This window comes from Prochlorococcus sp. RS04 (assembly GCF_001989455.1).
GTDB lineage: Bacteria > Cyanobacteriota > Cyanobacteriia > PCC-6307 > Cyanobiaceae > Prochlorococcus_A.
Genome location: NZ_CP018346.1, coordinates 1,195,961 through 1,208,925, shown reverse-complemented (window position 1 = coordinate 1,208,925; position 12,965 = coordinate 1,195,961). Strand labels below are relative to the sequence as shown.

General features: G+C 31.9%; 14 protein-coding genes and 1 tRNA gene. 8 read left to right on the top strand and 7 right to left on the bottom strand.

Annotated features, from left to right (window positions below; translation table 11 throughout):
* Positions 1-46 precede the first annotated feature (46 nt).
* Together BS621_RS06695 and BS621_RS06690 are read right to left on the bottom strand one after the other, a co-directional pair.
* A complete protein-coding gene (locus BS621_RS06695) occupies positions 47-304 on the bottom strand; it encodes a hypothetical protein (protein ID WP_225866691.1) in 258 nt (85 codons plus the stop codon).
* Positions 305-496: 192 nt separating this feature from the next.
* Entirely contained in the window at positions 497-772 is a 276-nt protein-coding gene (locus BS621_RS06690) for an HU family DNA-binding protein (RefSeq protein WP_002806330.1), read from the bottom strand.
* A 623-nt stretch (positions 773-1,395) separates the two neighbouring features.
* Here BS621_RS06690 and BS621_RS06685 point away from each other — a divergent pair.
* Positions 1,396-3,429, top strand: coding sequence for a glycogen debranching protein (locus tag BS621_RS06685; RefSeq protein ID WP_077142255.1), 2,034 nt, complete (start codon positions 1,396-1,398; stop codon positions 3,427-3,429).
* 1 nt (position 3,430) lies between these two features.
* On the opposite strand, the gene BS621_RS06680 is transcribed toward BS621_RS06685, so the two are convergent.
* Positions 3,431-3,501 (bottom strand) — tRNA-Gly (locus BS621_RS06680).
* 112 nt (positions 3,502-3,613) lie between these two features.
* Here BS621_RS06680 and BS621_RS06675 point away from each other — a divergent pair.
* From BS621_RS06675 to plsY, 5 genes are read left to right on the top strand one after another with little or no spacing between them, the layout of a single operon-like run.
* The gene (locus BS621_RS06675; protein WP_077142683.1) at positions 3,614-4,960 is read left to right on the top strand and encodes an MFS transporter; all 1,347 of its coding nucleotides are present in this window, start codon (positions 3,614-3,616) and stop codon (positions 4,958-4,960) included.
* Between the two features lie 9 nt (positions 4,961-4,969).
* Positions 4,970-5,725 (top strand): MlaE family ABC transporter permease, encoded by a 756-nt coding sequence (locus tag BS621_RS06670; protein WP_077142254.1) that lies wholly within the window; start codon positions 4,970-4,972, stop codon positions 5,723-5,725.
* A gap of 4 nt (positions 5,726-5,729) precedes the next feature.
* The gene (locus tag BS621_RS06665) at positions 5,730-6,134 is read left to right on the top strand and encodes a DUF3119 family protein (RefSeq protein ID WP_077142682.1); all 405 of its coding nucleotides are present in this window, start codon (positions 5,730-5,732) and stop codon (positions 6,132-6,134) included.
* A 35-nt stretch (positions 6,135-6,169) separates the two neighbouring features.
* The gene (locus BS621_RS06660; protein WP_077142253.1) at positions 6,170-7,180 is read left to right on the top strand and encodes a DUF3086 domain-containing protein; all 1,011 of its coding nucleotides are present in this window, start codon (positions 6,170-6,172) and stop codon (positions 7,178-7,180) included.
* Between the two features lie 5 nt (positions 7,181-7,185).
* Complete coding sequence (plsY, locus tag BS621_RS06655; protein WP_077142252.1) at positions 7,186-7,779, top strand: glycerol-3-phosphate 1-O-acyltransferase PlsY; 594 nt, start codon at positions 7,186-7,188, stop codon at positions 7,777-7,779.
* Here the strand turns inward: plsY and pyrF are convergent.
* From pyrF to BS621_RS06640, 3 genes are read right to left on the bottom strand one after another with little or no spacing between them, the layout of a single operon-like run.
* Positions 7,763-8,491, bottom strand: coding sequence for an orotidine-5'-phosphate decarboxylase (gene pyrF / locus BS621_RS06650; RefSeq protein ID WP_077142251.1), 729 nt, complete (start codon positions 8,489-8,491; stop codon positions 7,763-7,765). The genes plsY and pyrF overlap by 17 nt on opposite strands.
* 6 nt (positions 8,492-8,497) lie before the next feature.
* Positions 8,498-9,736, bottom strand: a complete 1,239-nt coding sequence (gene tyrS / locus BS621_RS06645) for a tyrosine--tRNA ligase (protein WP_077142250.1) — start codon at positions 9,734-9,736, stop codon at positions 8,498-8,500.
* A gap of 19 nt (positions 9,737-9,755) precedes the next feature.
* Positions 9,756-10,079: a DUF1825 family protein gene (locus BS621_RS06640; RefSeq protein WP_002807348.1), complete on the bottom strand. Its 324-nt coding sequence runs from the start codon at positions 10,077-10,079 to the stop codon at positions 9,756-9,758.
* Between the two features lie 150 nt (positions 10,080-10,229).
* On the opposite strand from BS621_RS06640, the gene BS621_RS06635 reads away from it, so the two are divergent.
* Positions 10,230-10,841, top strand: coding sequence for a hypothetical protein (locus tag BS621_RS06635; RefSeq protein WP_077142249.1), 612 nt, complete (start codon positions 10,230-10,232; stop codon positions 10,839-10,841).
* A 24-nt stretch (positions 10,842-10,865) separates the two neighbouring features.
* The gene (locus tag BS621_RS06630; protein ID WP_077142248.1) at positions 10,866-12,338 is read left to right on the top strand and encodes a leucyl aminopeptidase; all 1,473 of its coding nucleotides are present in this window, start codon (positions 10,866-10,868) and stop codon (positions 12,336-12,338) included.
* An 11-nt stretch (positions 12,339-12,349) separates the two neighbouring features.
* On the opposite strand, the gene msrA is transcribed toward BS621_RS06630, so the two are convergent.
* Entirely contained in the window at positions 12,350-12,952 is a 603-nt protein-coding gene (msrA, locus tag BS621_RS06625) for a peptide-methionine (S)-S-oxide reductase MsrA (protein WP_077142247.1), read from the bottom strand.
* Positions 12,953-12,965: the final 13 nt, after the last annotated feature.

Genomic DNA, 12,965 nt, shown 5'->3' with positions numbered 1-12,965 from the left:
AAATAACAAATTTATAATATTCCAAAAAAATAAATTATTTTAATAATTAACAATTTTTAATCACATATGGGATCATTAATGAAATGCTCTCATTTGAGAAATTATTAAAAAAATAAGCTTCAATAATTTCCGTTTGCAGCCCCAATAAACTTGATTGACATTTGAATCTTTTTTGGTCAAATACTTCTAATTGAAATTTTTCTATTTCAAAAACTAATTCTTTACATATTTGGGTTCGAGAATCTTTTAAACAATCACTAGATTGTTTTAAAATCTTAGACTTTGTTGGTATTGTTTCAGCCATAACAAAATTAGATAACAACAAAAATTTAAGGAATAAAATAGTTAAACATTTCATTAATTCTTAAGATTTCAAAATTTTGGATACCTCATTAAATGTATTGGGCATTGAGCTAATTGCATCTTTTTGCAATTTAAAAAAAAAGATGCCCTAAAAGAGCACCTTGTTATTAAAGGAAGAAATAGATTAAAAAAATTATCCTTGAACTCTATCCTTAAAAAGTTTACCTGCAGAGAATGTTGGAACTCTTTTAGCGGGTATTGCAATTTTTTCGCCTGTCTTAGGGTTTAAACCCTGTCTTGCAGAACGATCTCTTGGTTCAAAAGAACCAAATCCTAGTAAAGAGACTTTTTTGCCTTCCACTACTGAATCAACAATAGTTTCAATAGCTGCATCAACAACTAAAGAAACATCCGTTTTTGTGAGCTCTGTACGAGCTGCAACAAGATTTACTAAATCAGCTTTGTTCATTGAAATTTAAATTAAAGCTAGGGGTTAAAAAAGATTTAAATCGAGTTTAAACCTCGAACTTTCACATCATATGGAGCAAATACAAATACGGCAACCGAAAATGCCGGCGGCGCAAAGCTTTATACAAATTTTAGGGACATTTTTAGCAACATTATTTTTTCTTATAACCGCGCTTTTTTATTTATAAAAAATAGCCTCTTCATTTAGAGAACAGCAAGAAGCATTGGTGGCACTAGATTTAGCATTAACAATCTAACTACATTTAGCAAAGGGAGGGAATGTCAAAGTGGGTGTGAATTTAAGAATTTGAGCTATTTATTATGTTTTATTAATTTTCAGATATATTTCCTTCTCATCACATGAAAAAACACAATTTGTATTTTGAAATCAAGAAAAATCTAGTTTTCTCATTATTAAACTTTCTCTATAAATCGTTTTATGCACTGACCAAATGGATGAAGAAATTGTAATTAATTAGAAAATTAATACTCTCTAAGATCTAATAAAGTTGATTAGTGAAGCCTTAAATTTGAGTTTTTTTTTTAAATTTTGCATCTATTATTCAAATATCAGTAATTTAAATAAATTATCTCAATATTTAACTAATCAATGATAAAGAAAAAGTGATTCATCTCAATAAAGGTAAACCGTTTCCTTTAGGAAGTTCTCTAACTTCGCAAGGGATTAATTTTTCCTTAGTAGCCACAAATGCAGAATATGTAGAAATCTTATTGTTTGAGAAAGAGGACTCTATTTCCCCAAAAAGCACATTCAAATTAGATCAGACTCATAATACAGGTCCATACTGGCATGCGGAAATAAAAAATCTAGATGAAGGTTGTATTTATGCTTATAGAGTGAAACAAAAAAATAATGAGATTAATAATAACTATGAAAAAAAAGTATTACTTGATCCATGTTCAAGGGGTATTACCGGATGGAGAAGTTATAAAAGAGAAAATGCATTAAAAAATCAAGAAAATACTAATTCTTGTCTTAAAAGTGTTGTTTGCGATAGAAAATTATTTAATTTTAAGGATTATCCAAGACCGAAACATTCTTGGGAAGAAACAATTATTTATGAACTCCATATCAAAGCTTTCACTGAATCAACTGATAAAGATGAAAGTTGTTTTAAGAAATTTTTTAAAAAAATTCCTTATCTCAAAGAACTGGGTATTACAACAATTGAATTACTTCCAATTTTTTGTTTTGATCCTACTGATGCCCCAAATGGTCTAAAAAATTTTTGGGGATATAGTCCAATTAATTGGTTTACTCCGCATTTTGAATATCTTTCGAATGAATCTGCCGTAAAGAATAGAGAGGAATTTAGAAGATTTGTAGAGGAATGTCATAAAGCAGACATTGAAGTCATCTTAGATGTTGTATACAATCACACTTGCGAAGGTGATTCAAAAGGGCCAGCAATATCTTGGAAAGGTATAGATGAAAATCTTTATTACTTTATTGGAAAAGATAAAAATTATCAGGACGTCTCCGGATGTGGTAATACTATTGCAGCAAACAGAGGATTAGTTAGAAAACTAATAATTGAATCTTTAAAGTGTTGGGCGAGTGAATTAGGAGTTGATGGTTTTAGATTTGATTTAGGAATTGCCCTATCAAGAGGAGAAAATCTTTCACCGCTTGATAATCCTCCAATTTTTGAAGATATAGAATGTGAACCAGAACTTATCGATATCAAGTTCATAAGTGAGCCATGGGATTGTGGCGGTTTATATAAATTAGGTGATTTCCCATCTAAGAATACTTTCACTTGGAATGGTCATTTTAGAGATGACTTGAGGAGATTTTGGAAGGGTGATAAAGATACAGCTTGGAATATGAGCGATAAAATAAAAGGGACGCCATCTATCTATAAAGAAGATAATATTTTTCCAAAGTCGATAAATTTTATTACTTCACATGATGGATTCACTCTAAAAGACTTAGTAACTTTCAATAGAAAACATAACTTTGCCAATAGAGAACAAAATAGAGATGGAGATAACCATAACAATTCTTGGAATCATGGTACTGAGGGACCAACTACGAACTTATTAATCAATAATTTAAGAAAAAGACAACAAAAAAATCTTATTCTTAGTTTACTTATCTCTAAGGGTGTTCCAATGATACTTATGGGTGATGAAATAGGAAGATCACAAGGCGGGAACAACAATTCTTGGTGCCAAAATAATTTATTGGGATGTATGAGTTGGGAACATGGTCAACAAGATTTGGAATTATTAGAATATTTTAAATACGTTATAAAAATCCGAAAAAAGCTAATAAACATTTTCAATCCATCATTCTTCCCTTATAATCAAACCAATGAAAATATTCCAACATATCATTGGCATGGAACAAAGTTAGATAGCCCAGATTGGAGTAGTTGGTCTCACACAGTTGCCTTTAGCATTAACAAAGGCATAACTAACCCTCTGGTTTGGATAGGTTTAAATGCATATTCAAAAAGTATCGATTTCCCTTTGCCGAAATGTAAATATAATTGGTTAAAAGTTATCGACACTAGCATATCTGAAATTTTTGAACCCTTAACTATTAATAAAAAATCTGTTTCAATAAAGAGTCGAAGCTCTTTACTAATCATTTCAGAAGAAGTATTTGGGGCAAAAAATAATTTATTCTAAAAGCGGGCGGCGGGAATCGAACCCGCATCTTCAGCTTGGAAGGCTGAGGTTTTACCACTAAACCACGCCCGCGTTAAGTAATAGAATTACCATTGCAATAATACATTATCAAACAATAAACAAGGTTAAAAGATTGGAAAATTCACACTTGAAAAAAAATATTTCTAGATCAACATCAAGATTAATGTTCTCTTATGGGCTAGGAGATGCAGGCACAGGTTTAGTCGCGACACAATTTGGTTTTTTTCTTTTCAAATTCTTTATTTCTGCTGGTTTACCAGTAATAATTGCAGGATCATTATTAATGTTAATAAAGATATGGGATGCAGTAAATGATCCGTTAATTGGATGGTTAAGTGATCGTACTAAATCAAGATGGGGGCCTAGAATCCCTTGGATGGTAGCAGCATCTGTTCCCCTAGGTTTCTCTTTAGCTGCAATATGGTGGACACCCACTGGTTCAGTGCTAACCAAGACTATTTACTATGCCATAATTTCTATAATCGTAATGACTGCTTATACAAGTATTAATCTTCCTTTCGCAGCTCTCTCTACTGAAATTTCTGAAAAAACAGCAATAAGAACAAGACTAAACGCATCTAGATTTACTGGCTCAATAATTGCAGGATTAACTGGTTTAATAATTGCTGGAGTTGTATTAGGTTCCGAAGGATCAGCAAATAATGAATATTTTTTAATGGGTAAAATAAGCGGATGTATTGCAGTTGCTGCAACATTAATTTCTTGTTGGGGATTAGCTCCATTCGCAAAAAAAGCAAGAAGGCCTTCAGGAAAAGTTGAAGCTATAACACTTCAATTCAAAAGGATCTTCAGAAATAAAAAATTTCTAAAAGTTATTACGCTCTATATTCTTCTCTGGTGCGCCTTACAATTAATGCAAACAGTAGCCTTAATCTATGTCGAGGATGTACTGAACGTACCAACATATATTGCGAAGTGGATCCCGATACCTTTCCAAATTAGCGCTTTAGTGGGTTTACAAATATGGACCAGAGTATCAAATAAATTGAACAGGATTTCAGCGTTAAACTATGGAGCAATTATGTGGATTATTTCATGTACAGCAGCTTTATTTTTACCTTCATTATCAAAAATTTCAGGAGCTGGAGATAGTTTATTCCTAAATGCTGGCAACATATTTCTGTTCATTCTTTTAATTTTCATAATCTGTCTTATTGGTATTGGAGCTTCAACCGCTTTTCTTATCCCTTGGTCACTACTTCCTGATGCAATAGACGAAGACCCAGAGAAACCGGCAGGACTATATACTGCTTGGATGGTACTTATTCAGAAGATTGGTATTGCCTTTAGTGTTCAATTATTAGGATTTTTATTGTATTTATCAGGTTATCAATCATGCTTTGTTGATAATGATGGTCTAAATATTATTGAGCAGTGCTCCTCAGCACAATTAACTATTAGATTATGCATTGGTTTTATACCCTCAATATTAGTAATAATTGGTCTTCTAATCATGCGAAAATGGGATCGAAAATTAATTACAAACTAATATAAAGATATGTATTACCTTAATTTTTTAAAAAGACTTCTAAGCAGCTTAATCATTGGTGGGCAAGCAATTAATTTTATCTGTAAGGGTAAAATTTCCAAAAATGATCTCTTTGACCAACTTATGGAGTCAGGTCCTGGCAGTTTATTAATTGTATTAATTACAGGAATTGCAGCAGGTACAGTTTTTAATATTCAAGTTGCATCTCAACTTACAAGTATGGGGGTTTCAAGTGAAATTGGAGGTTTATTAGCAGTAGGCATGGCGAGAGAAATGGCTCCTCTTCTAACTGCTACTTTGATGACTGGAAAGGTTGCCACTGCCTATGCTGCTCAACTGGGCACTATGAAAGTCACAGAACAAATTGAGGCAATAACAATGTTAAGAACCGAACCAGTCCAATATTTGGTAGTCCCAAGGTTACTATCGATGGTAATAATGTCTCCAATACAGTGTCTTTTGTTTTTATCTGTAGCTTTATGGAGTGGACAAATTTGGAGCACAATTTTTTATAAAGTTCCTCCAATAGTTTTTTGGACATCTGTAAGATCAGGCAATGTGAGTTTAACCAGTGCAGACTTAACTTCAATGTTAATAAAATCTGTTGTGTTCGGATTACTTATTTCAATCATTGCTTGTGGATATGGACTTACAACCAAAGGAGGTCCAAAAGAAGTTGGAACAAGTACAACAGGTGCAGTTGTAATGACTCTCGTTACTGTATCTTTAATGGATGTATTGCTAACACAAATTTTATTTGGATGATCTTATGTTAAATACTAAATCAAAAAAAGAGGAGCCAGTAATAATATCTCCTTCATTTCAGTTGCCAATCATTCTAATAGTTTTAAGTTTTATGCTTTTGTTTTTGAATATTGGTTCTTTGCCAACAATAGTTTTTGCTTCTTTTAGCTTTTTTTTATTACTTCAGTCATTTACCTTAAGAATAAAAATAACTAATGATGATTTTATCGTTTTACAATTAGGGAAAGAGATTAGAACTTTTCCATTCAAGAACTGGATATCATGGAAATTCTTTTTCCCTGTAATCCCAGGTATTTTTTATTTTAGAGAAAAGTCCAGTCCTCATTTATTACCAATTTTATTTAATCCAAAGCAATTAAAAGATGAGCTCATAAAAAAAGTTGACTCCCTGGAAATTAAAAATTCTTAAAATTCAGACTTTGCCTAATCATCAAAATTATTTAAATGACCAATACAGAAATTTCCGACAATAATCCTGAAAAGCAATTATTACCAGATAACTCAATTTCAGATGATAAAACAAAACAAATTAGTAAGAAAAATACAACTCAAAATAAAAAAATTACACCGAAAAACCATAAATCAACTAAATCTTTTGATGAAATTTCTAATGAAATTTTTAGTGATCTCTTTTCAAAAAAAGATTCTTTAGTTAAAGAAATAAAAGAGTTAGAAACAAAAAAAAATGAAATAGAAAAAGATATTGAGACTAATTTTAAAGGGCAGTCAGATAATATTGCTAAAAGAGTTAAAGGCTTTCAAGAGTACTTAACTGGAGCTTTGCAGAATCTTTCACAAAACGTAGAGAAACTTGAATTAGTTTCTCAACCAATAATCGTAAAGCCTTCTCCCCTTGATGAGAAAAAGCAAGACAATAGCACAAATAATGTAGTTAATGTTCCTGCTCTTTCCGAGACATTTAAGCCAGATGAAGAGATTATAAAAAGTTGCTTTTCAAGTTTCACAGAACAACCCGACTTTTATGCAGAACCTTGGAAATTAAGACGGAGTCTTGATTCCTCAGATATAGAAATTATGGATGATTGGTTCTTTAACATGGGTGGAAGAGGTTCTCTTGAAAGTAGAGGATCTCGACAAAAAAATGCCTTGTTATCAGCTGGCTTAATATCTATTCTTGGCGAATTATATGGAGATCAATTTCAGACTCTTATTTTAGCTTCGCAGCCTGAACGATTAGGTGAATGGAGAAGAATTCTTCAAGATTCACTTGGTCTAACAAGGGATGACTTTGGACCTAATAGTGGGATTGTTCTTTTTGAAAGGCCTGAAGGTGTCATCGAGAGAGCTGATAGACTAGAAGCGAATGAAGAATTGCCATTTATTATCATTGATGCAGCAGAAACCTCTGTTGAAATTCCAATACTTCAATTCCCATTATGGGTTGCATTTGCTGGTTCAGATAATGAAATTTACGATGATCTTGAACTAAACTAAGCTTTATGAATATCTTAATAATTTTTGCAAGTTATCTTTTAGGATCACTTCCGACAGGTTTTTTAATTGGGAAATATCTCAAAAACATAGATCTAAGAACTATAGGTTCTGGATCTACAGGTGCTACAAATGTCTTAAGAAATGTTGGGAAATGGCCAGCACTTTTTGTATTTATCATTGACGTTGGGAAAGGCCTTATTGCAGTAAAAATTGCTCAATACTACACAGATCAAGGATTAATAGAAGTTATAGCAGGGATATCCGCTATCTCAGGACATATTTGGCCAATATGGCTTAGAGGTAAAGGAGGGAAAGCTGTTGCAACTGGATTAGGTATGTTTTTAGCTCTTTCTTGGAAAGTTGGACTCGCATCTCTTGGCATTTTTTTAATAGTCCTAACAAAAACTAAATTTGTTTCTTTATCAAGTATTTCAGCTGCAATCTTACTTCCTATTTTTATGTTTTTTTACCTAGGTAAATTTATGCACACATACTTTTTTATAAGTTTAATTGTTGCATTATTAGTAATCTGGAAACATAGAACAAACATAACAAGATTGCTTAAGGGAGAAGAATCCAAAATTAATCAGAATCAATAGATTTAAATATCTCTATCAGAGCTTTATTAGGATCTATAGCTTTTGAAATTGATCTACCAATGACCAACTTAGAAGCGCCATTATCTATAGCTTCATAGGGAGTCATAATTCTATTTTGATCATCTTTATTGTCAATATTTAATCTGATACCTGGTGTAATAAGTTCAAAATTATCCTTATAAATAGATCTCAACATTTTTACCTCACAAGGGGAACAAACACATCCATCTAATCCAGCATCAAAAGACAACTTTGCAAGTCTTAATACATTTTCCTCAATTGAATTATTTCTATCAAGATCAGTTTGAAAATCTTTAAGAGAAAAGCTTGTTAAAACAGTTATTCCTACAACTAATGGAGGTTTTACGCTGACTGAGGTGGCTCCTTCTAAAGATGCTTTTTTCGAATCCTTAAGAGCTTTTAAACCTGCTGAAGCATGAATAGAAATTATATCAACCCCTAATTTTGAAACTTGGAAACATGCTGCAAGCATGGTATTTGGAATATCATGAAATTTTAAGTCTAAAAAAATTTTTTTATTAAAACCCTTTAATATTTCAATAACTCTTGGACCCTCCCTAACAAAAAGTTCTAAACCAACTTTAACCCACTTAATATTTGGACATTTTTCCAAAAGTAATTTTGCTTGACTTAAATCTAATCCATCAATTGCCAATATTATTTTATCTTCTGAATTAAATCTGTTATTCATCAATTTTCAGTTTTCAAACCTCTTAATTATTTTTTTTCCAATTTGCAAAATTTTTCCTTCCAAATCATTTTTTGAATTAAAAACTAAATCAGGATTTATTACTTTTTGACTATCAATTTTTACACCCCCACCTTTGATAGATCTTTTGGATTCGCTGCTAGATTTGAAAAGTTTTAGAGCACTTAATAAGTAGAAAAACTTTACTGGAAAAACTACTTCTTTTAAAGAAATCGCTGGAATTTCTCCAACTTTTTCTTTATGTCCAAGGAATAATTTTTCGCAGTTTGATTGCGCCTTTAATGCTTTTTCGGCTCCATGGAATAAAGTAGTAACTTCTAAAGCCATTCTTCTCTGTAATTCACGAGGATTTGTGTTTTCCAGAAAACTTAAATCTAATTCAGTAAGTAATTCAAAATAGGTGGGTATTATATTATCGGGTACTTTTTCTAATTTTGAATACATTGAAAGAGGATCTTCCGTTAAACCGACGGTGTTAAATTCAGATTTACTCATCTTCTTAACTCCATCTAAACCTATCAAAATTGGCAGCAGAACTCCAAATTGAGGGTCTTGTTTAAAATGCCTTTGAAGGTCTCTTCCTATTGCAATATTGAATTTCTGATCTGTGCCTCCAAGCTCAATATCTGATTGAACAACTACCGAATCGTAACCTTGTAATAGTGGATATAAGAATTCATGCAAAGAAATTGGAACTTGCGCAGTGTACCTTTTATTAAATTCTTCCTTAGCTAGCATTTGACTAACTGTTGCACTCCCCATTAAGTCAATTATGGAATTAAGATTTAATCCTTTTAACCATTCACTGTTATATCTAATTTCTATTCTGTCTTTTGCATCAAAATCCAAAATAGATTCATTGGCTGGCTTTCCCATCCCTAGTTGGGTTAAGTATGTTTTTGCATTATCCTTAACTTGTTTTTCCGATAACTGAACTCTTGTTTTATTTTTTCCGGTTGGATCTCCAATTTGAGCAGTAAAATCCCCAATAATTAAAACTGCAATATGTCCATTATCTTGGAATGCCCTAAGTTTTTTAAACAATATGCTGTGCCCAAGATGAATATCGGTTCCAGTTGGATCGATGCCGAGTTTAACCCTTAATTTTTTATTATTTTTTTTCGCATGATCAATTATCTCCGAAAAGGTTTGAAATGTTCCCTTAATTGGAAAATATTCTTCTATTCCTCTTGAAAGCCATGATGGCAATTTTAAATTATCTGTCATGAAGCTTTAACCGTTAACTTTAAGAAGTTTTATCAAGTTCATCCTTCATTCTTATTAAGGTTTTGTTCATTTGATCGAACATTTGATCAGGAGTAATTCCAAATTGACTTAACTGTGTCTTTAATTGTTCTACTGTCATTTTTGCTTGAAAATCTTCAGACAATTCAAATCTCTTCATAAAAACCTTATAACGATCCATGAGAGATTCCATTTTTTTTATAAACATTTTTTTCCCTTCTCTGTCAAATTTTCCATAATCAGAGCCAAGTTTCATAAGTTCTTGGTAATCTGTAAAAAGCTTTTTAGCTTCTTCTTGAACGATGTCCGACTCAAAGAATCCCATTTCTATTTTTTTACTTCGCAGATTAAGGCTCAATTACAAGATAACAAGAATCTTTTAAATTGATTAGAAGATTAATAAATTTTAGTTTATAAATAATTCTTTGATTTATATTTTTTCAGAATTAAATTTAGTAAACATGTTTTGTAAGTATTGGAAAAATTTAACGTAAATAATATTTCAAACCAAAATAGACAATTTGAATTATTTAGTTCAAATGTAAATACATCAATAAATTTTCAACACACAAATAATCTAAAAATCAAAGGCGAAATCCTAACTGAATGGAGGGATAGAATATTTAATCACCAATTCAAAATTTCAAAAGATACTCACAATAAAACTTTGCACCAAACAAGTCTTCCCATAAATACAATTTCCGATGAAAGAAAAATTGATCCGTTTTCCTTGCAGCCATTATCATTGAACTTTTGGAGAACCAATCAATATATACACGATGGGCCAGCAATGTATTTTGTAATTGACTCGATGGAGAGTTCTAAAATAATCCTTTATATAGGAGAAACAAATTCAGCAAATAAAAGATGGAAGGGAGAACATGACTGTAAAAATTACCTAATGAACTATAAAGAAGCCCTAGCTATTAACAAACTCTCGAGTCACCAAGACATTCGTTTCTTCTTAGATGTACCTAAAGAAGTAAAATTAAGACGTAAATTAGAACAGCAACTGATATATTTATGGTTACCACCTTTTAATAAAGAAACTCGAGATAGGTGGGCAACTACTTTCACAAACAATTAAAAGTTAATTAAAACCATTTTAAAAATGCAATTTTCCACATTCCAAAAAAATCTAGATAACTGGCAAGGTGATTCATTAATTTTTGGTGTTTTAGAGGAAGAAATTGCAAGCCAACTTGAAAACATAAAATTTCTTATTGACCCAAAATTATTACTAAAAAAAGTTACTCAAAAAAAATTTAAAGGAGAAAAAGGAAAAACTTTAAGCTTTGAATTTTTAGATCAAAAATTAGAAACTTTATTCATAGTTGGTCTTGGCAAATCAACAGACCTAAATAAAAGTGATATAGAAAACTCTATAGGAAATCTAGTAAGGAAAACTGTTGATAAAAATAAAAAAATGAGCATCTTCCTACCTTGGGAATTAATAAATTCACAACTAGAAATAAATCAATTAGCAGAGTCAGTCAGATTATCTGCCTATAAGGACAATAGATTCAATAAGAAAAAAGATGAAAAGAAAGTTCTTAAAGAAATAGAGTTTTTGAATTTGAAAAAATTTGAGAATATTAGCTTTCAAGAGACAGCACAAATATGTGAAGGTGTAGAACTAGCAAGAAGACTTGTAGCCGCCCCTCCAAATAGCCTTACTCCTAAGGAAATGTCTATACAAGCTTCTCAAATAGCTAAAGATCATGGTTTAGGAGTAAAAATTTTAGAGGCCAAAGATTGTGAAGATTTAGGGATGGGTGCATATTTAGCTGTAGCAAAAGGATCTGATCTAGATCCTAAATTTATACATCTTACTTTAAAGTCAGAGGGGCCTATAAAAGAAAAGATTGCGCTTGTTGGGAAGGGTTTAACCTTTGATTCTGGAGGATACAATCTGAAAGTGGGAGCCTCTCAAATTGAAATGATGAAATATGATATGGGCGGAAGCGCTGCAGTTTTAGGAGCAGCGAAAGCACTTGGGGCAATAAAACCAAAGGGATTAGAAATTCATTTTATTGTGGCATCTTGCGAAAACATGATAAATGGATCTGCAGTACATCCTGGGGATGTAGTTAAAGCATCTAATGGTAAGACAATTGAAATAAATAACACTGATGCAGAGGGTAGACTCACATTAGCTGATGCTTTAACTTACGCATCAAATTTAAAACCTGATTCAATAATAGATCTCGCAACTTTAACAGGAGCTATTGTTGTTGCGTTAGGGAATGATGTAGCTGGATTCTGGAGCAATAATGATGATCTTGCAAATGACCTAAAAGCTGCATCAGCCCAGTCTGGAGAGGAATTATGGCAAATGCCTTTACAAAAATCTTATAAAGAAGGTTTAAAATCTCATATAGCTGACATGAAAAATACAGGGCCTAGAGCAGGTGGCTCAATAACTGCTGCTTTGTTTTTAGAAGAATTCTTTGATAAAGAGATTAAATGGGCTCATATTGATATTGCTGGGACTTGTTGGACTGACAAGAGTAAGGGAATTAACCCATCAGGTGCAACCGGTTTTGGAGTTAAAACTCTTGTTCAATGGATTAAAAATAAATAACTATATTTCAATCATTCATTCCAAAGATTTGTTGATCTAGCGTTATCTCCCCATAATTTATCCAACCTCTGATCTCTCCCACATGAGAATCTATAGAACTTATATTTTAATTCATTTCTCTCAGCAAAATCCTGATGATATTCTTCAGCCAACCAAAATTGACCTTTTGATTTTAGTTCTACAGATATTTTTTCTAATGGCACTTTCAATTCATTAGAGGCGGAAATAGTTGCATTTATTGCATCACTTTCCTCATTTGCATCTTTAAAAAAGATCACTGGCCTGTAAGAATCTCCACGATCACAAAATTGACCCTTGCCGTCCAGAGGATCAATATTTCTAAAATAGAGCCTAAGTATCTCCGGCAAAGTTACCAACTTGGAATCATAGTTCACCAAAACCACTTCCTGATGTCCTTCATGATTTTCGTATGTAGGATTTTGTAAATCTCCACCTGAATAGCCACTTTGAACAAAATTTATCCCCTTTAATGAATCTAAATCATGTTCTAAGCACCAAAAACAACCTCCTCCAAGAATCAATTCCTCAGCAAAAGCGTTTACAGGGTTAACAAATATTGAAAGAGCAATTATTAGAGGTAAGAAATATTTCATTTTTTTATTATAA